The organism is Bradyrhizobium sp. 142 (assembly GCF_023074015.1).
Classification (GTDB): Bacteria; Pseudomonadota; Alphaproteobacteria; order Rhizobiales; family Xanthobacteraceae; genus Bradyrhizobium.
In genome coordinates this window covers 36,641-55,981 of sequence record NZ_JADPKQ010000209.1, presented here as the reverse complement: position 1 = coordinate 55,981, position 19,341 = coordinate 36,641, and the positions used below count along the sequence as shown (strand labels likewise).

Annotated in this window: 19 protein-coding genes; 13 read left to right on the top strand and 6 right to left on the bottom strand. The window is 62.9% G+C overall.

From position 1 onward, the window contains the following. Positions 1–89: 89 nt before the first annotated feature. The 7 genes from IVA82_RS19265 (at position 90) to IVA82_RS19235 (ending at position 6,482) form a co-directional block, all read left to right on the top strand. Positions 90–701 carry a hypothetical protein gene (locus tag IVA82_RS19265; RefSeq protein WP_247386809.1) on the top strand — a complete coding sequence of 204 codons (612 nt, stop codon included), beginning with the start codon at positions 90–92 and terminating at the stop codon, positions 699–701. 23 nt (positions 702–724) lie between these two features. Continuing rightward, the gene (locus tag IVA82_RS19260) at positions 725–1,024 is read left to right on the top strand and encodes a hypothetical protein (RefSeq protein ID WP_247386810.1); all 300 of its coding nucleotides are present in this window, start codon (positions 725–727) and stop codon (positions 1,022–1,024) included. Between the two features lie 31 nt (positions 1,025–1,055). Further along, the gene (locus tag IVA82_RS19255) at positions 1,056–1,409 is read left to right on the top strand and encodes an AAA family ATPase (RefSeq protein ID WP_247386852.1); all 354 of its coding nucleotides are present in this window, start codon (positions 1,056–1,058) and stop codon (positions 1,407–1,409) included. Further along, positions 1,402–3,990, top strand: coding sequence for a hypothetical protein (locus tag IVA82_RS19250; RefSeq protein ID WP_247386811.1), 2,589 nt, complete (start codon positions 1,402–1,404; stop codon positions 3,988–3,990). The genes IVA82_RS19255 and IVA82_RS19250 overlap by 8 nt, the downstream gene beginning before the upstream one ends. Positions 3,991–4,004: 14 nt before the next feature. Next, on the top strand, positions 4,005–5,276 hold the full coding sequence (locus IVA82_RS19245; RefSeq protein ID WP_247386812.1) for a hypothetical protein: 1,272 nt from the start codon (positions 4,005–4,007) through the stop codon (positions 5,274–5,276). A gap of 49 nt (positions 5,277–5,325) precedes the next feature. Further along, positions 5,326–6,042, top strand: coding sequence for an MgtC/SapB family protein (locus tag IVA82_RS19240; RefSeq protein ID WP_247386813.1), 717 nt, complete (start codon positions 5,326–5,328; stop codon positions 6,040–6,042). A 101-nt stretch (positions 6,043–6,143) separates the two neighbouring features. Beyond that, the gene (locus IVA82_RS19235; RefSeq protein ID WP_247386814.1) at positions 6,144–6,482 is read left to right on the top strand and encodes a hypothetical protein; all 339 of its coding nucleotides are present in this window, start codon (positions 6,144–6,146) and stop codon (positions 6,480–6,482) included. A gap of 174 nt (positions 6,483–6,656) precedes the next feature. On the opposite strand, the gene IVA82_RS19230 is transcribed toward IVA82_RS19235, so the two are convergent. From IVA82_RS19230 to IVA82_RS19210, 5 genes are all read right to left on the bottom strand, one after another. Continuing rightward, a complete protein-coding gene (locus tag IVA82_RS19230; RefSeq protein WP_247386815.1) occupies positions 6,657–8,099 on the bottom strand; it encodes a homospermidine synthase in 1,443 nt (480 codons plus the stop codon). A 47-nt stretch (positions 8,100–8,146) separates the two neighbouring features. Further along, positions 8,147–8,533, bottom strand: coding sequence for a RidA family protein (locus tag IVA82_RS19225; protein ID WP_247386816.1), 387 nt, complete (start codon positions 8,531–8,533; stop codon positions 8,147–8,149). A gap of 141 nt (positions 8,534–8,674) precedes the next feature. Next, a complete protein-coding gene (locus tag IVA82_RS19220) occupies positions 8,675–9,262 on the bottom strand; it encodes an N-acetyltransferase (protein ID WP_247386817.1) in 588 nt (195 codons plus the stop codon). Positions 9,263–9,393: 131 nt separating this feature from the next. Then, positions 9,394–10,536, bottom strand: a complete 1,143-nt coding sequence (locus IVA82_RS19215) for a type III PLP-dependent enzyme (protein ID WP_247386818.1) — start codon at positions 10,534–10,536, stop codon at positions 9,394–9,396. Between the two features lie 670 nt (positions 10,537–11,206). Then, positions 11,207–11,461, bottom strand: coding sequence for a hypothetical protein (locus IVA82_RS19210; RefSeq protein ID WP_148740681.1), 255 nt, complete (start codon positions 11,459–11,461; stop codon positions 11,207–11,209). Between the two features lie 135 nt (positions 11,462–11,596). On the opposite strand from IVA82_RS19210, the gene IVA82_RS19205 reads away from it, so the two are divergent. Genes IVA82_RS19205 through IVA82_RS19195 form a run of 3 tightly spaced genes read left to right on the top strand, consistent with a single transcriptional unit; the run spans position 11,597 to position 15,419 of the window. Beyond that, positions 11,597–13,678 carry a M3 family metallopeptidase gene (locus IVA82_RS19205; RefSeq protein WP_247386819.1) on the top strand — a complete coding sequence of 694 codons (2,082 nt, stop codon included), beginning with the start codon at positions 11,597–11,599 and terminating at the stop codon, positions 13,676–13,678. Then, positions 13,678–14,316: a DUF1007 family protein gene (locus tag IVA82_RS19200; RefSeq protein WP_247386820.1), complete on the top strand. Its 639-nt coding sequence runs from the start codon at positions 13,678–13,680 to the stop codon at positions 14,314–14,316. Before IVA82_RS19205 ends, IVA82_RS19200 begins: the two co-directional genes overlap by 1 nt. Beyond that, entirely contained in the window at positions 14,313–15,419 is a 1,107-nt protein-coding gene (locus IVA82_RS19195) for a nickel/cobalt transporter (protein ID WP_247386821.1), read from the top strand. The genes IVA82_RS19200 and IVA82_RS19195 overlap by 4 nt, the downstream gene beginning before the upstream one ends. 160 nt (positions 15,420–15,579) lie before the next feature. On the opposite strand, the gene IVA82_RS19190 is transcribed toward IVA82_RS19195, so the two are convergent. After that, positions 15,580–15,978, bottom strand: coding sequence for an MAPEG family protein (locus tag IVA82_RS19190; protein ID WP_247386822.1), 399 nt, complete (start codon positions 15,976–15,978; stop codon positions 15,580–15,582). Between the two features lie 82 nt (positions 15,979–16,060). Here IVA82_RS19190 and hemH point away from each other — a divergent pair, with 82 nt between their 5' ends. From hemH to IVA82_RS19175, 3 genes are all read left to right on the top strand, one after another. Next, on the top strand, positions 16,061–17,098 hold the full coding sequence (gene hemH, locus IVA82_RS19185; protein WP_247386823.1) for a ferrochelatase: 1,038 nt from the start codon (positions 16,061–16,063) through the stop codon (positions 17,096–17,098). A 10-nt stretch (positions 17,099–17,108) separates the two neighbouring features. Further along, complete coding sequence (locus IVA82_RS19180) at positions 17,109–18,083, top strand: ABC transporter substrate-binding protein (RefSeq protein ID WP_247386824.1); 975 nt, start codon at positions 17,109–17,111, stop codon at positions 18,081–18,083. Positions 18,084–18,312: 229 nt separating this feature from the next. Next, positions 18,313–19,308: an SPFH domain-containing protein gene (locus IVA82_RS19175; protein ID WP_247386825.1), complete on the top strand. Its 996-nt coding sequence runs from the start codon at positions 18,313–18,315 to the stop codon at positions 19,306–19,308. Positions 19,309–19,341 lie beyond the last annotated feature (33 nt).

The following is a 19,341-nucleotide window of genomic DNA, read 5'->3' as shown; positions in this document are numbered from 1 at the left end:
CATCGTTGATGCCTTCAGTCGCGGACGCTCTCGAAAGGCCCGATGAGGAAGGAAGCAGCATTTTGACGTCAGAACAAACATAGAACAAAATGCTCTATGGTAAGAAAACGCATCAATCAGCTCAAATCGCGGCCCCGGCGGCGACGGGCGGGGCTGGGCCTCAGTTCGAGGCCAAGGTTGGTGCATTCTACATTCTGCCGCTGCTGTCAGGCGGCGAGCCGCGCGGCCTCTCCAGGGCAACCGTCCGAAGCGTCGCCTTTCAGCAACGAGTTGCGGAACACCCGCTCGACGATGTGGTGGTCAAAGCAGTCAATTGGGACGGCTCCCCAGCCACATTGGAGATCCAGGTCAAACGCAGCCTAACCTTCACCGCCTCCGATACAGAGTTTCGCGATGTCGTCGGACAAATCTGGGAAGCGGCACAGAAGTCCGACTTCGCGACCAGCCGGTACGAACTCGCCGCGGCGATCGCGCGAACGACAACGCGTATCGAGCAGGCGTGCCAGGAAGTCTTGCACTGGGCCCGCCAACTCCCCGACGGCGCGACCTTTGCGGCGCGTATCAAACCGGCCGACATTCGCATCGGACGCGATGCGCAGCTTCGTCGACGTCTTTCGCGCCAACCTCGCGCTGGCTGGCGCGCCGGCAGACGACGAGACGGTCTGGCGGCTGCTTCGTCGCTTTCAGATTTTTGTTTTTGATTTTGAATCAACCGGCTCGGATTATGACCATCGGGCGCGCGAACATTTGCGGTGGATACTCGTCCCCGACCAGGCTGACCGCGCCAACGACCTTTGGCCCGTTCTCATCCGATCAGAGTGTTCCGCGCGAGGCGCACACCACCAGCGGTTTCGTCGATTTCATCGAGCGCCTGCTCAGCGGCTTCCGTCAGGCGCTCATAGACAGGACGCACATAAGGATGCGCCGTGAAGCGAACTCCATGCTGCTGCTCAAGCGTCGTGACGACTGTAGCCCGATCCATCGCGCCGGCCGCGCGAGCGCTTGCGCCGACATGATCGGATGAAGCGTACAACGTCCTCCACCAGCGTCCCGTGATGCTGATACAGGGTCGGCCCGGTGTCGGTAAATCCGCGGTCATGAAGCATCTTGCGGTGCGTCTGCAGACGGAAGGCTGCGTCCTGGCTCTGCGCCGCGGCAGGATTATTTCCCGCGGTTGGCTCGCGATGGCTCATACGATCGGTTGGGCCGGCTCCCAGGCGGAGTTGTTCAACGAGCTTGGCGCGGGTGGCGGAGCGATACTGTTCATCGACAACATCGACCAGATCGACGATCAAGGCGAATGGGCCACCGTCACCGATCTGCTGTCCCAAGCGACCCTCAGTCAGGGCTGGCGCATCGTCGCAACCTGCGGCGTCGAAAGTGATGACTGGAAAACGAAACTTGGATGAGGAAAAGGTCGAGCTGTCCTCGCAGAACAAGGCACTGGCCCTGATTTTGACAGACGGACATCTGGCAAAGGAAATTGCTGAAAACCTCTTCTATTTGTCGCGCCTGGTCGAACTCGGCGTCGGACAGGACGCAAGCATTGCAACCGAACTGGATCTTGCGCGCCTGTGGTGGCGCTACGGTGGCGGACGATCCGAGGACGACCGGAGATTTGCGCGCTTGAGACTGCTGCGCGCAATCGGCGCGCAAGCGATCTCGAACCCGTCGCAGGCGACGTTCAATGTCGACAATCTCGATTCCGCGACCGTGGCTGAATTGTTGCGCCTCGAAAGTCTGCGCGAGGAAATCCGGGGCGCAAGCGTAACTTTCCGCCACGATGTTCTTCGCGACTGGACGATCGGGTTTCAGTTTTACGAGGACGCCAATCTGTTGGCGGCGCAGCCAATGGAACGGCCACTGGCGGCTGTCTTGGCACGTGGCCTGGAGATCGCCGCACGATTGGCATTGGCCGATGACCCTACGGGGCAACGCTGGCTGGCATTGCTTGCCATTGCCGAGCGCGAAGGCAGCCATGGGAGCTGGAAGCGGCCGATCTTGCTGGCACTTCCGCGCTCTGAAGATGCTTCGACGTTTTTTGGGAGATTGGCGCCCGTTCTATTGGAATCAGGCGGGCGCCGTCTGCGCGAAGTCATTCGGCTCATGATCGCGGTTGAGTCTGAACCCCTCGCTGCCTTGATCGCGCGGGTAAGGCCGGACATAGCTCTACCGGCGGCGGGTGGTGGCGACTTCATCGCGCCGAAAGGTCCCAGTTGGGTTCCGCTCGTCGTGTGGCTCACGATATCCGCCAAGTCTCTACCGACCGAACTCATTCCGGATGCCGTCAAGGTATTTCAGGCGTGGCTAATGACCACGCACGGTCACAACCATCCAATCAACGCTCAGATTGTCGGGATTCTTTTTGATTGGCTTGCGCTCGTCGAATCGCGTGTGACGCATCGCGTCTATAAAGACATCAGCGAGGTTCCGCCGAGCCTCAATATCGATCATCTGGACGACGTGCGAAGCGACATCCGGATGATCGCGTTTACTTTCGCCAACCTGAATCCAGCGGCGGCGGCACAGTACCTGACCGCCATCAATTCACAAACCATCGCCTATCACGATCAGCAAACTCTTCTCAAATCGCCTGGAACGCTACCTGAGGCCGCTCCTGGGCGATTTGCAGATTTCGCGTTGGCGTCGCTGATCGAGAAGGACGATCCAGACCGATATTATTCGCGACGTCGCGACTACGGTCCGTTCCAGACTCACGAGCATGTCTTTCTGGATACGCCACTCGACCGCGGCCCGTTGCTCTCGGTTCTGAACGCGTCCCGCGAAGATGGATTACGGCTTATTCGCGGGCTCGTCGAGCACGCGACGCAATGGCGGCGCGAGCAATACCAAGAACAACGAAAGCCATTTCCACAAATCAATGTCCCTTTTCCGGGCAAGGCGAAGAGATTCGAGGGCGATCTCACCGTCTATCGTTGGGCACGGAACTCGGGTCCCTCGCTGATCGCAACAACGGCATTGAGAGCACTGGAAGCCTGGGGTCACCTCCAGATCGCGGCAGGACGCCCGTTCATCGAAATTCTTGATGACGTCCTTGGTCCCGATGGCTCAAGCGTTGCGTTCCTCAGTGTTGCGGTTGACCTCGCTCTCTCGCATTGGCGGGCGGCTGCTGATGCCGCTTGGCCCCTGGCGGCGAGTCCCCAACTGCTTCAATTGGACGAAGATCGCTTCCAGCATGATGTTTCTGGCGTTAATCGTCTCCCTCGTAGGGGAAGTCAGCAGATTCAGGCTGCCATTCGCGTGGATCTCAATGCGCAACCGTCTCGATGGACGCGCTTGGCCGACATGATTGCGCGTTACGTCTTCCGCGAAGATGCTACGTGTCTCAGGCTTCTCCGGGCGGCTCTCGAACAGTCGCGTGACGATCTCAATGACCAGATCGAAGACCATCCAAATCGGATCGAAGAGCTTCACCTAACGGTCGCACGCGCCATCCGCATGACGGAAGCCGAAAATTGGGAGAGCGTGTCGAGGACCTCGCAGGGCGGCACGCAAATCGAGGCCTATCAGTTTACCGAACCTCCTGAAGAACAACGGGAAAGAGAAGATCAGGCGGCACGCGCAAACGCCAGCCTTCAGCGCATGAATATTCGCCGTCGGATTCAGACTGCTCTCCTTGAATCCGACCAATCAACACCCGCCTTGTTACAAGAAGCACTTGAGTGGGCAGAAGCGCAGCTATCGGAAGCTGGGCCGATACCTGACGAAGAGGGTGAAAACTCAGGTAAAGAGAACAAAAGCTACGACGCCGAATGGAACCGACGAGCGGTCGTGATGACTGCGGCGCTCGTCGCGCGCGACTACGAAGCTGCGGATCGCGATGATGCTTTAGCTTGGGGAACACCAATCCTACTGGCAGCATCAGAGCAAAAAGTCAGGGAATATCAAGGCGATCAGATCGAATACAACACGACGGCTATTGCTACGCTCGGAATCGTGTCTCTTTTCTCAGAGGCGATTCTACCATAACGCAGAGCATGATCTTGCGCGCAGCGGCATACGAACATCCCGCCGCGCAGGAGGCGCTCGGCCAGAACCTGCTACGCCTTGGCGAGGTCGACGAACGGCTTCCCCGATCGATTGCCCGCATCGTCATGGTCAGCGCCGTCCATCCGCGCCGCGTCCTGGGCCTTGAGCAGCAGAAGGAAAACGAGCGCCTTTACCGCGAGGCAGTCGATGCTGCCATTGATATCGAACAGCGTTGGCTCGACGGCGAAGGTGCTGAGCCTTCATGGCCTGAATTGGCGTCGTGGCGATCGGCACCGCGCCGCGGTATACGCCTGGACGACCATGGACATATCGAAGACGACGACGATGACGACGAACCGGCGAGCCACTATGTTGATGAGCACGCAATAGGTCGGCTTATTCAACATCTCATCCGCTTCACGATCAGCGATGTGCCGGCTTGGGTTAAAGGGTTGGCTGGCCACCTCATGGCGTGGACCGACGATGCCAATGGCCCGCATGGAGACGGTGTGCGCGAGCGCGACAATCGTCCGCATACCTGGAATATCGAGTTCTTTGACTTCGCCGGCGTGTTGAGTGCTGCCCTTCCGCATTTGGAAGTGACCAACTTGTTTTTGAGTCGCATTGTGAAATTCTACGATGAAGCGTTTCACGACGCGATGGCGTCATTCCTTCGCGGGTACGACCGAGCCACGGTGGCAACGGACACAAAGGCTCCAGAAAATCCGGTCGCAGTTCGCGCGCTACTTGCGGATCGTATCAAGCGCGCTTGGAACTATCGGCGCTTGGGACGTGACAAAGGATTCACCAGCGGAACCCATGCCGGCGGTGCTCTGAATGCGATGTTCTACCAGGCGTCACGCTGGGCCAACACGGGACGTCCCACGATCCCAGATAATTGGTCGGGCTTGCAGACAAGTATGGCCACGCTCACCGAGCTCGTGGTCGGAGCGCCAACCTCAGGCTATCTGGCCAGCCTGTTCTTGAACTTGGTCGAATCTTCTCACGGCAAGGCCCTCATTCCTTTCGTCGTTCAGGCCATGGCGGCCTGGTGCGCAGCCTACGGCGTCGACCGGAATTTCTGGGCAGAGAAGAACATCGGCAGCCGCGTTTGCACCTGGTTCGATGCAGTTCTAACCAACGATGCCACGGCGCATGCTGTCTTGGCTGACCGGGCAGACGAACTTTTCAGGTGCCTCGATATCCTTGTTCAGTCAGGTGTGGCCCATGCACGCCTCCTTGAGGAAAGAATCGCGAATCCTTTTGAAGGCCGCAAGGCTGGCTAGCTGAGGTTGCCGCGTGATTAATCGTCATCTTCTGACCGTATAGGGGGCCATGCGGTTTCTGACGACCTTCCAGATTGCTGATTTCCTCGACACGCTGGTCAGCCTGTTCACGGCCTTTGTGCTGGGCACGCTGATCGGCGCCGAGCGGCAATATCGGCAGCGCACCGTGGGCCTGCGTACCAACGTGCTGGTTGCGGTCGGAGCCGCCGCCTTCGTCGATCTCGCCATGCATCTGACCGGCGCGGACGGCGCGGTGCGGGTGATCTCCTACGTCGTCTCCGGCATCGGCTTTCTCGGCGCCGGCGTCATCATGAAGCAGGGCATGGACGTGCGCGGGCTCAACACTGCGGCGACGCTGTGGGCGTCGGCCGCGGTCGGCTCCTGCGCCGGCGCCGACATGATCGCGCAGGCGGCTGCGCTAGCCGTGTTCGTCATCGCCGGCAACACCATGCTGCGTCCGCTGGTCAACGCCATCAACCGCATCCCGCTGAACGAGAAGGCGTCGGAAGCGACGTACTATTTCAAGCTCGCGGTTGCGGCAGATGCTCTGCCCGACATGCGCGACCGGCTCGTCGACAAGCTCGAGAGTGCAAAATATCCGGTGGCCGATATCGACGTGGTCGAGACCGGAGATGACCTGATCGAGATCGTCGCAAAGCTGGTCGCGACCGCGGTCGATCCGAACGAGCTGAATGCGGTGGCGACCGATCTGCAACACCTGCCGGGCGTGCGTCACGCCACCTGGGAAGTCAGCACCACCGACTAAGCGCGGCCTTTTGGCGCGCAGACGTGCGGTTCCCGATTTGCCCAGCAAGGAACCGCTGTCGCACCAATTCGTTGATCCCGCGGACAAAAGCGGTGATCGATATGACCGGCAAAGACCACAAGGGCACACTGACACGAGACCTGCTGATCGCCTGCTCGCTGTTTGTGGCTGGCGTCGTGGTGTCGGGCCTGTCGTTGGCGCAGATCCGTGCCGAGAGCCGGATGCAGACGGCGCAGGCGACGGGGCCGCTCCAGGGCACGCCTTCCGACGATCAGAGCAAGACGCCCGCGGAATCCAAGCCCGGCGGCGAACGGCCGACCACGCCGGCGCCAGAACCCGCGCGCCCCGAACCGCAAACCCAAGGCGCGGCGGGCGCGGCTAAACCAGCATTGCCGCCGGCACCTGCCGAGAAGATCGCGCCGCCAATCAAGGAGAAGTAGGCGGCAGCTACACTCACGGTGTCATCGTCCGCGAAGGCGGACGATCCAGTATTCCAGAGACCACGCGTGGATACGGAAAAGCCGCGGCGTACTGGATGCCCCGCCTTCGCGGGGCATGACAGCGGAGCTTGGGGCACGCGTCGCCCCCAAAGTGATGAGCAGAGAGAATTCCCCTCAGCGCACCAGAACATTCCGGAACTGCCAGGGATCGCTGGTGTCGATATCCTCCGGAAAAAGTCCCGGACGATCCGTCAGCGGCGTCCAGTCGGTGTAGTAACCTTTTACCGGGCCGAGATAAGGCAGCTGGATTTCCAGCAGACGATCGAAATCCATCTCGTCGGCTTCGACGATGCCTTCGTTCTGGTTTTCCAGCGCCCACACCATGCCGCCGAGCACGGCAGAGGTCACTTGCAGGCCGGTGGCGTTCTGATAGGGCGCGAGCTTGCGGGTCTCTTCGATGGAGAGCTGCGATCCGTACCAGTAGGCATTGTTGTCATGGCCGAACAGCAGCACGCCGAGCTCGTCGATGCCATCGACGATTTCATTCTCGTCGAGAATGTGGTGCTTTTCCTGCATCTTCGCTGCGCGGCCGAACATTTCATGCAGCGACAGCACGGCATCGTCAGCCGGATGATAGGCATAGTGGCAGGTCGGCCGATAGACCGCCGTGCCCGATGCATCGCGCACCGTGAAATAATCGGCGATCGAGATCGACTCGTTGTGAGTGACGAGGAAGCCATATTGCGCGCCGCGAGTCGGGCACCAGGTGCGCACGCGCGTGTTGGCGCCGGGTTGCATCAGATAGATGGCAGCACCGCAGCCAGCTTCGTGGGTACGCGCATTCTCGGGCATCCATTTTTCATGGGTGCCCCAGCCGAGTTCGGACGGCTGCACGCCTTCCGACAGGAAACCTTCCACCGACCAGGTGTTGACGAAGACGTCCGGCTCTTTCGGGGACTTGGAGCGCTGGGTGTCGCGTTCGGCGATGTGGATGCCCTTGATACCAGCCTGCCGCATCAAGTCCGCCCATTCGGCTCTGGTCTTCGGCTTAGGGGCATTGAGCTTAAGATCAGCGGCGACATTGAGTAGCGCCTGCTTGACGAAAAAGGAGACCATGCCGGGATTGGCGCCACAACAGGAGACGGCCGTCGTCGAGCCGGCGGGGCGCGCCTTCTTGGCGGCCAGCGTCGCTTCGCGCAGGGCGTAGTTGGAGCGCGCTTCCGGGCCCTTCGAAGCATCGAAATAGAAACCGAGCCAGGGCTCGTTGACGGTGTCGATATAGAGAGCACCGAGTTCGTTGCAGAGCTCCATGATGTCGGTAGAGCCGGTATCGACCGAGAGATTGACGCAAAAACCCTGGCCGCCGCCTTCGGTAAGCAGCGGGGTCAGCAACTCGCGATAATTGTCCCTGGTCACGCCCTTCTGGATGAATCTGACATTGTGCTTCTCGCAATGTGCTTTGCGGCCCTCGTCCTTGGGATCGATCACGGTGACGCGCGACTTGTCGTAATCGAGATGCCGCTCGATCAGCGGCAGCGTGCCTTTGCCGATGGAGCCGAAGCCGACCATGACAATGGGACCGGTGATCTTCGCGTAGATCTGCGAGGCGGGGCTCATGGGATGGTTTCTCCGGAACGTGCTGGCGGACAAATGGTGAGGATGGATCAGGTGCGGCGCTTCGCGGTCACTTCGATCTCGACTTTCATCTCGGGCTTGTAGAGCGCCGAGACGACGACGAGAGTTGCGGCCGGCCGGATCTCGCCGAGGACTTCGCCGCAGACGGCGAAGTGGGCGTCCGCGTCCTTGACGTCGGTGAGGTAGTAGGTCGCGCGGACGATGTCGGCCATCTCGAAACCGCCCTCCTTCAGGGCGGCTTCGATGGTCTTGAAGCAGTTGCGTGACTGGCTCGTGACATCGGCCGGAATCGTCATCGTGGTGTAGTCGTAGCCGGTGGTCCCCGCGACGAAGGCGAACTCGCCGTCGATCACGGCGCGGCTGTAACCGGCGGTCTTCTCGAACGGGGAGCCGGTGGAAATCAGGCGACGGGGCATGGGCTCGGACCTCGATTGAGGGGATGTTTCGCGGGTTAAAGGGCGTTTCTCGGGTTCGCGCAACCCCAAAGCAACGGGCGTCAGAATAGGCGCGTGCAGGCACCGCCGCGCGACGCGGCCCGTGGCCATCATGGCAATCCCTTAGGCCGCGTGCGCGTCGAGGGCGCGCGATGCCCGCCGTTTGGGCAAGGCCGCGCCCGTGGGGACGATCATCCCGGACACGCCGTCGAGTGCGCCTTCGGTGAATTCCAGCGCGAGCAGGCGGTCGCGCTCGAACGGGCCGGGCAGCGAGAGCTCACCGGTCCTGGCGGCCGAGAAGCCGAAGCGCGCGTAATAGGGGGCATCGCCGAGCAGGATCACGGCGGCATGTCCGCGCGCCCGGGCGGCGGCCAGCGCTTGTTGCATCAGCGCGGCGCCGATCCCGAGCTCGCGGCAGGCAGGGTCGACCGCCAGCGGTCCGAGGACCAAGGCGGGCCTGCCTCCGGCGCTGACGTGCCACAGACGCACGGTTCCCACGAGTTGTCCCTCGTGCACGGCGGCCAGCGCGAGGCCGGCGGCGGGTGCACGTCCGTCGCGCAAGCGCTGGCAGGTGCGGCCATGGCGGTTCTCGCCAAAGCAGGCATCCAGCAGCGATTCACGCATCGCGACGTCGGCAGCACGCTCGGCGCGGATCACGAACGGAGCGGCTTTCAAGGTGAGGGCGATCTGTGGCTTCCGAAAAGCAGTCATGGCGCGTCATTCCCCGCTTGGACCGGCGTGCGAGCAGCACGCCGGTCCAAGGCGTCGTCAGAATCGAAATGTCAGCGAGGAGCCGGCAAGCCGGCTCCGGGTTCGTCAGGCCTCAGAATAAGAGAGGCTGCTTAGATGTGGTACGTCTTCAGCGGCGGGATGCCGTTGAACGCCACCGCCGAGTAGGTCGACGTATAGGCTCCGGTACCTTCGATCAGCAGCTTGTCGCCGATCTCGAGCGTGACGGGGAGCGGATACGGGGTCTTCTCGTACAGCACGTCGGCGCTATCGCAGGTCGGCCCAGCGAGCACGCACGGCGTCATGTCCGCTCCGTCATGCGGGGTGCGGATGGCGTAACGGATCGACTCGTCCATGGTCTCGGCGAGACCGCCGAACTTGCCGATGTCCAGATAGACCCAGCGCACCTCGTCCTCGTCGCTCTTCTTCGAGATCAGCACGACCTCGGATTCGATGATGCCGGCGTTGCCCACCATGCCGCGGCCCGGCTCGATGATGGTCTCCGGAATCTGGTTGCCGAAGTGCTTGCGCAGCGCGCGGAAGATCGACCGGCCGTAGGTGACCACCGGCGGCACGTCCTTCAGGTACTTGGTCGGGAAGCCGCCGCCCATGTTGACCATGGTCAGGTTGATGCCGCGCTCGGCGCAGTCGCGGAACACCTGCGAGGCCATCGCCAGCGCACGGTCCCACGCCTTCACCTTGCGCTGCTGCGAGCCGACATGGAAGGAGATGCCGCACGGCTCCAGGCCCAGGCGCTTGGCGACGTCGAGCACATCGACGGCCATTTCCGGGTCGCAGCCGAACTTGCGCGACAGCGGCCACTCGGCGCCGGCACAGTCATAGAGGATGCGGCAGAACACCTTTGCGCCGGGAGCGGCACGGGCGACCTTCTCGACCTCGGCGGTGCAGTCGACTGCGAACAGACGAATGCCGAGCGCGAAGGCGCGCGCGATGTCGCGCTCCTTCTTGATCGTGTTGCCAAAGGAGATGCGGTCGGGCGTAGCCCCAGCGGCCAGCGCCATCTCGATCTCGGCGACCGTGGCGGTGTCGAAGCAGGAGCCCATGGAGGCGAGCAGAGCCAGCACTTCCGGCGCCGGGTTCGCCTTGACGGCATAGAACACGCGGCTGTCGGGCAGCGCCTTGGCAAAGGTCTGGTAATTGTCGCGCACGACTTCGAGGTCGACGACGAGGCAGGGCTCGGTGTCCCGGCCCTCGCTGCGGCGGTTGCGCAGGAATTCCTGAATACGTTCGGTCATAGCACTCTCCCAAACGGCCCAGCGACGGGGATCCGTTCAAAAAATGACGTCGGATAAGAGCGCTCCGGCCAGATCGCGCGATGGAGGCGCGACGAAGCCAAAGACTCAAACCAGACTGTGCTGCCGTGGATTGGTCGGGAATTTTCCCGCCCGCACACCTGGCAATGAAGGACAAGCCTTTTCAGTAGCCCGCGCCGGCGTTGGAATGCCGGTAGAGACCAAAAAAGCCCGATCCGTCGTTGCTTTAAGTCGCGTCCCCCGTTGAGAGCGGGGTGCGCCGGTTCGCCTCCGGCTGCCAGTCACGGTTGCAAAGAGTAAAGTCACCTTCGACAAGGCATCTCTTGAGAGAGATGCTGGACGCTTCGGGTTCGCTTCGTCTTCCGACTTTTCAGTCTTCCGACTTCGGCGCTTCCGAAGAGCCCCTCGGCTTCTTCACCCCTTGGCGGCTGTCCGGCCTCTTGTCCGGATACCTACCGACTGACACACGACCACAGGCACGTGCGAAATTGGGCAAGTCCGCACATAAGCGTTTTGACTCTGCTTCGCAAGAATTTTTTTAGGCTGCGAACAGAATTGCCTAACATCTGCTTGCGCGGTGATGCGCGAGCGCCGCTGAAGATGAACAGGCGTTAAGTTTTTCTGCGCGGCGCGCGTGTCGCGCGTGCGCGCTTCAGCCGCGCTTCGTGAACGGCTCGACGCGCTGAGCCCCACGGATGAAGGCGGTCATGACGAGGACGCCGAGTGCGAACAGCACGGCCTGGAGGATATGCGCACCTTGATCGCCGAGCCCGAACAGGATCGCGAGCGCCCAGCCGCCGGCAAAGGCCGCACCGAACACTTCGGCGCCGATCAGGATGGCGGCACTGATGATGGTGATGACGCTAGGCCAGACGATCTGACGGGAGGACGAGGAAGGCGCGTTCATGGGGTCAAGGTCCGTGGCTTCGAGGGCTGCAATCTCCCCGAAAAGCCCGCCGGGAGCAAGGCCAAATGGCCCAAAAAAGCCCCATCGCGTGCTATAGCTGGCCCCAACAAATCGGCTCAGAAATCGGGACTTGTGATGTCAGAAATCCGCCAAACTACGGACTCCGAGACCAACCCGCTGCTGAAGGCCTGGGTGACGCCGTTTGCGACCCCACCCTTCGACGAGATCAAGCCGGAGCACTTCCTGCCGGCCTTCGAGCAGGCCTTCGCCGACCATTCCGCCGAGATCGCGGCGATCACCAGCGATCCGGCCGTGCCCGACTTCGCCAACACCATCACGGCACTGGAGCGCTCCGGCAAGCTGTTGAACAAGGTCACCGCGGTCTTCTACGATCTCGTCTCGGCGCATTCCAACCCGGCCATCCTGGAGATCGACAAGGAGGTCTCGTTGCGGATGGCGCGGCACTGGAATCCGATCACGATGAATGCCGTGCTGTTTGGCCGCATCGCCCAGCTGCACGAGAACCGCGGCAATCTCGCGCTCACGCCGGAGGAACTCCGGCTGCTGGAACGCACTTACACGCGCTTCCACCGCTCCGGCGCCGGCCTTTCCGATGAGGCCAAGACGCGCATGGCCGAGATCAACGAAAAGCTCGCCCAGCTCGGCACCGGCTTCAGCCATCATCTGCTCGGCGACGAGCAAGAATGGTTCATGGAGCTCGGCGAGGGCGACCGGCAGGGCCTTTCCGAGAGTTTCGTCGCCGCCGCCAAGGCCGCGGCAGAAGAACGCGGCATGGCCGGCAAGGCCATCGTCACGCTGTCGCGCTCCTCGGTCGAGCCGTTCCTGAAGAGCGCAGGCCGGCGCGACCTGCGCGAGAAGATCTACAAGGCCTTCATCGCGCGCGGCGACAATGGCAACGCCAACGACAACAACACGATCGTCGTCGAGATCCTGAAGCTGCGCGAGGAGAGCGCGAGGCTGTTGGGGTACCCGACCTTCGCCGACTACCGGCTCGAGGATTCCATGGCCAAGACGCCGGAGGCGGTGCGCGGCCTGCTGGAACGGGTCTGGAAACCCGCCCGCGCCCGGGCGCTGGCCGACCGCGATGAGATGCAGACGCTGATCACGCAAGAGGGCGGCAATTTCAAGCTCGCGCCCTGGGATTGGCGCTTCTATGCCGAAAAGCTCCGCCTCCAGCGCGCCAATTTCGACGACGCCGCGATCAAGCCCTATCTCGCCCTCGATCATATGATCGCGGCTGCCTTCGACTGCGCCACGCGCCTATTCGGCATCACCTTCGAAGAGCGCAAGGACGTCCCGGTCTGGCATCCGGACGTCCGCGTCTGGGAAGTGAAGGGACGGGACGGCAAGCACAAGGCGCTGTTCTATGGCGATTACTTCGCCCGGTCGTCAAAGCGCTCCGGCGCCTGGATGACCTCGCTGCGCGACCAGCAGAAGCTCGACGGCGAGATCGCGCCGCTGATCCTCAATATCTGCAATTTCGCCAAGGGCGCCGACGGCCAGCCTTCGCTGCTGTCGCCCGACGATGCCCGGACCTTGTTCCACGAGTTCGGCCACGGCCTGCACGGCATGCTCTCCAACGTGACTTACCCGTCGCTGTCGGGCACCTCCGTCTTCACCGACTTCGTCGAGCTGCCGTCCCAGCTCTACGAGCATTGGCAGGAGCGGCCCGAGGTGCTCCAGCAGTTCGCCCGCCACTATCAGACCGGTGAGCCGCTGCCCGACGACCTGCTGCAGCGGTTCCTTGCCGCGCGAAAATTCAACCAGGGTTTTGCCACCGTCGAGTTCGTCTCGTCGGCCCTGATCGACCTCGAATTCCACACTCAGCCGGCTGCGGCCGCGCAGGACGTGCGTGCCTTCGAGAAAAAAGAGCTGGAGAAGATCGGCATGCCCGAGGAGATATCGCTGCGGCACCGGCCCACGCAATTCGGCCACATCTTCACCGGCGATCATTATGCCGCGGGCTATTACAGCTACATGTGGTCGGAGGTGATGGACGCCGACGCCTTCGGCGCGTTCGAGGAGGCCGGCGACATATTCGATCCGGCCGTGGCCAAGCGCCTGCATGACGACATCTATTCCTCGGGCGGATCGGTCGACCCGGAAGCAGCCTACGAGGCCTTCCGCGGCCGGCCGCCGGAGCCTGACGCGCTGCTCCGCCGTCGCGGCCTGCTCGACGACGCAAAGGCGGCCTGATGGGCATGCGCGCCCTGTTCGGATTGCTGCTCGCCGCCGGTCTCACGCTCGCAGGCAGCGCGGCGCGCGCGCATCCGCATGTCTGGATCACCGCGACCAGCGAGCTGCTCTACGCAGCCGACGGCACCATCACCAGCGTTCGCCACGCCTGGACCTTTGATGACATGTTTTCGGCCTATGCGGTGCAGGGGCTCGAGGCCAAGACCAAGGGGGCCTATTCGCGCGAAGAGTTGGCGCCGCTGGCGCAGACCAATGTCGAGTCGCTGAAGGAATATGCCTACTTCAGCTTTGCGCGAGCCGACGGCAAGAAGGAGCGATTCCAGGAGCCGGTCGACTACTTCCTCGACTACAAGGATACAGTACTGACCCTGCACTTCACCTTGCCGCTGAAGAATCCGGTCAAGCCCAGGCAGCTGATGCTCGAAGTGTTCGACCGCTCCTTCTTCATCGACTTCCAGATGGCCAAAGACAATCCGGTCAAGCTGGTCGGCGCGCCCGCCGGCTGCCAGACGAAGCTGGAGCGCCCGAGCGACGGTACGGCGAGCGCGCAGAAGCTCAACGAGCAGACCTTCATGAGCGGCGAGAACGCCAATTTCGGCATGATGTTCGCCAACAAGATCACGGTGGATTGTCCTTGACCAGTCGTCTTCGTCCCCTCGCGCGCGGGCTGCTTGCCGTTGTCGCGGTCCTCATCGTGCTGGGCGTGGCCGATGCTGCGCTTCACGATCTCCTCGCGCAAAATCCGTTCGGCGCGCCGCACCCCGCGCAGGCGGCGGAGCCTGAGGGCGGCGGCCTCGTCGGCTGGCTCCTGGCGAAGCAGTCGGAGTTCTATCGCCAGATGTCCGCGACGATCCGCACCGCTAAAACCGACGGCGCGGCGGTGTGGACGCTGCTCTTTATCTCGTTCGCCTACGGCATCTTCCATGCTGCCGGCCCCGGCCACGGCAAGGCGGTGATCGCTTCCTATCTTGTCGCCAACCGCGAGACCGCGCGGCGCGGAATCGTGCTATCGTTCGCGTCAGCATTGATGCAGTCGCTGGTCGCGATCCTCATCGTCGGCATCTCGGCCTGGGTGCTGAATGCGACGGCGAAAACCATGTGCAAGGCTGAAGGCGCGATCGAGATCGCGAGCTACGGCCTGATCGCGCTGTTCGGCCTGCGTCTGGTCTGGGTCAAGGGCGGCACCTTCATCCGGGCGCTCCATGCCGCCCAGCCCGTGCCGGCGATCGCGGGCGTGCCGCATCACAACGATGACGGCCATCACCATCATGATGCGCATGATCATCATCACCACGATCATGGTTACGGTCACAGTCACATCCATGCACATCACGGGCATGACCACGTCCATGACGAGCATTGCGGCCATTCCCATGGTCCGGCGCCGAGCGAGCTCGCCGGCCCGGGCGGCTGGCGCCGAGGGTTCGCCGCGATCCTGACCGTCGGCATCCGCCCATGCTCGGGCGCGATCCTGGTGCTCGTGTTCGCGCTGGCGCAGGGTCTGTTCTGGGCCGGCATCGCCGCGACCTTGTTGATGGGGCTCGGCACCGCGATCATGGTCGCTGCCATCGCGGTCGTTGCCGTTTTCGCCAAGGACATCGCCGGCCGCCTGAGCGCCGGGCGCGACGGCGGCGCGCTGTTCATGCGCGGCATCGAATTCGGCGCCGCCGGCCTCGTGCTGCTGTTCGGCGCGGGCCTGCTGTTCGGCTACATCGCGGCCGAGCGGACGACGTGTTTTTGAACTCTTCCCTCTCCCCTTGTGGGAGAGGGTCGCTTCGCAGAGCGAAGCGGGGTGAGGGGTTCTCTCCGCGAATTCCCCTTTATCAATCAGCTCGCGGGTACAACCCCTCATCCGGCGCTTCGCGCCACCTTCTCCCACAAGGGGAGAAGGGAAGAAAAGGTCACACCGGCAAAAATCGCTTCAACATCGGCATGAAGAAAATCCCGAGATTGATCGCAAAGCCGATGCTCCAGAGGATCGAGCGCAGGGTCGGGCGGTTGCCGAGATAGGTCAGCACATAGGCGATCCGCACGATCAGGAACAGCACCGCGAGCTCGTCGATGAGGCGCTGCGGTGAATCCCGGAATTCGGCGAGCAGCACGGCGAAGGCGAAGAACGGGAAGGTCTCGATGCCGTTCTGGTGCGCGCCGAGCGCGCGCTGCGCGATGGCGTCCTCATAGAAGGCGGGATCGCGCGGCCGGGAATTGTCGAAGCCGCGAAACCGGAGCCATTTGATCGAGACGATCGTCGTCAGATAGAGTAGCAGCGCTCCAAGAACGCACCATTCCGCGAGTGTCATCGGCCCTCCCACGCTCGGGTGCGACCCTAGCGAAATCGGCCTCATCTTGACAAGTTCGGAGCAACGCGCGACGCAACTTGCCATGACGAACATTGCCCCCATCGCGACCGTGAAGCCAGCCGTGCTGGCTGGCCTGCCGCGTGTCGGCGTGCTCCTGGTCAATCTCGGCACGCCCGATACGGCCGATGCTCCCGGGGTGCGTGTCTATTTGAAGGAATTCCTCTCCGATCCCCGCGTCATCGAGGACCAGGGCCTGATCTGGAAGCTGGTGCTGAACGGGATCATCCTGCGCAGCCGTCCCCGTACCAAGGCGCTCGACTACCTGAAGATCTGGAACACCGAGAGAAACGAGTCGCCGCTGAAGACCATCACGCGATCGCAGAGCGACAAGCTTGCAGCCGCGTTGTCGGACCGCAGCCACGTCGTCGTGGACTGGGCGATGCGCTACGGCAATCCCTCGATCCGGTCGGGCATCGAGGCGCTGATCGCCAAGGGTTGCGAACGCATCCTCGCCGTGCCGCTTTATCCGCAATATTCGGCCCCGACCTCGGCCACCGTCTGCGACGAGGTGTTTCGCGTGCTCTCCCGCCTGCGCGCGCAGCCGACATTGCGGGTGATGCCGCCTTATTACGAGGACGAGGTCTATATCGAGGCGCTTGCGACCTCGATCGAGGCGCATCTCGCCACGTTGCCGTTCAAGCCGGAGCTGATCGTCGCCTCGTTCCACGGCATGCCGAAATCCTATGTCGACAAGGGCGATCCCTATCAGGGCCAATGCGTCGCCACCACCGAGGCGCTGCGCCGGCGGCTCGGGATGGACGCGGCAAAGCTGCTGCTGACGTTCCAGTCGCGCTTCGGCAATGCCGAGTGGCTCCAGCCCTACACCGACAAGACGATGGAGCGGCTCGCCAAGGAAGGCGTGCGCCGCATTGCCGTGGTGACGCCGGGCTTCTCCGCCGACTGCCTGGAGACGCTGGAGGAGATTGCGCGGGAGAATGCCGAGATCTTCAAGCATAATGGCGGCGAGCAGTTTTCCGTGATCCCCTGCCTCAATGACAGCGAACCCGGCATGGATGTGATCCGCACCCTGGTGCTGCGCGAGCTCCAGGGCTGGATTTGACGAGCGCCGCATGAATCGTCGCGAGGTCTTGGGGCTTCTTGGGACGCTTGCCACGCTGCCGTCTGCGGCGCTAGCGCAGTCCGCCGCGACGCGCCGGCTCGGCGTGCTCTCAGTCACGGCCGACGATGATGCGGTCGGGCAGACCCGCAGCGCCATCTTGGTCGAGGCGCTCGCCGCGTACGGCTGGAAGGAGCACGGCAACCTCGAGATCGACTGGCGCAGCGGTGGCGGCGACCGGGCGCGCATCGCGCGGCTCGCCGATGAATTGGTCGCGCTCAAGCCCGACATCCTGCTCGCAGTCGGCACGCCGTCTGTGGAAGAGCTGCGCCAGCGCACCGCGACGACGCCGATCGTGTTCGCCGTTGTCACCGATCCCGTCGGCCAGGGGTTTGTTCAGAACCTCGCCCATCCCGGCGGCAACATCACCGGCTTTACCGATTATGACGGCCCTCTGGCCGGCAAATGGCTGGAGATGCTGACGCAGGTCACGCCGCGCGTCGCCCGTGTGCACGTCGTCTACAATCCGGCCACCGCCCCGTTCGCCGGCCTCATGCTGCGCACGATCGAGGGCGCTGCGCAGAAGCTCGGTGTGACCGTCGAGCCCGCGCCGGTGCACGACGCCGCCTCGATCGCCGCGCTGGCATCGCGGAAGGATGGCGGCTTCCTGATCCTGCCGGACTTCTTCACCATGGCCAATCGCGCGCATCTGCTGGCCGCGATCGCACAAGCGCGCGTGCCGGCGGTGTTCTGGAGCCGCACCTTCGTCGACGAGGGCGGATTGATGTCCTACAGCACGGACAGCGTCGAGCAGCTCCGCCGCGCCGCCTCCTATATCCATCGCATCCTGAAGGGCGCGCTGCCTGCCGACCTGCCGGTCCAGAACCCCACCAAATTCGAGCTCGCGATCAACCTGAAGGCGGCCAGGGCACTCGGCCTCACCATCGCCCCCGGCCTGCTCGCACTCGCAAACGAGGTCATCGAATAGGCTTGTCGAGACAGGCGGTAGAGTCAGAAACGTTAATGCTGGCCGCTAGGTCTGCGCCGGCACGCTTTCAAGAGCGTCGTGCAAATACTTAATCGTGACCGTTCCCTCTCCGTGCGTCTTGTGCAGAATTGCGCCGATGCCGACGTGAGTCGCGACCGCTGAACCGTTGAGGTCGTGATCCCGACCAATGACAGCGCGGGAAAGGTTCTTTTCCTGCCTTGGAGGACATATGAGCGGTTTCGACATTTTCGCGATTGTGCTGGTATTGCTCGTCATCGTCACGCTCTTTGCCGGCGTGAAGACGGTGCCTCAGGGCTATGACTGGACCATCGAGCGGTTCGGCAAATACACCCAGACGCTGACGCCGGGGCTCAATCTGATCGTGCCCTATTTCGATCGCGTCGGTCGCAAGATCAATATGATGGAGCAGGTGATCAACATTCCCGAGCAGGAGGTGATCACCAAGGACAACGCCACCGTGACGGTGGACGGCGTCGCCTTCTTCCAGGTGTTCGACGCCGCGAAAGCCAGCTACGAGGTCTCCAACCTCGAGCAGGCGATCATCGTGCTGACCATGACCAACATCCGCTCGGTGATGGGCTCGATGGATCTCGACCAGGTGCTGTCGCACCGCGACGAGATCAACGAGCGCCTGTTGCGCGTGGTCGATGCCGCGGTCTCGCCGTGGGGGTTGAAGGTCAACCGGATCGAGATCAAGGACATCGTGCCGCCGGCCGATCTCGTCGAGGCGATGGGCCGGCAGATGAAGGCTGAGCGCGTCAAGCGTGCCGACATCCTGCAGGCCGAAGGCGCCCGCCAGTCCGAGATCCTGCGCGCCGAGGGCGCCAAGCAGGGCCAGATCCTCCAGGCCGAAGGCCGCCGCGAGGCCGCCTTTCGCGATGCCGAGGCGCGCGAGCGCCTGGCGGAGGCCGAGGCCAAGGCGACCCAGATGGTCAGCGACGCCATCAGCAAGGGCGACGTCGCTGCGCTGAACTATTTCATCGCCGACAAGTACATCAAGGCGTTCGGCCAGCTGGCCGACTCGCCGAACCAGAAGATCATCATGCTGCCGGTGGAAGCGATGAGCATGCTGGGCTCGCTCGCCGGCATCGGCGAGATCGCCAAGGCAACGTTCGGCGAAAGCGCGGCGTCTGCCGCGGCCGCCGCCCGCCGCGGCTCGGTGCCACCCATGGCTCCCACGCCGCCGGCAGTGCCGCCGAGGTGACGGGATCATGCGCATGACCCGGAAAAGTGGACA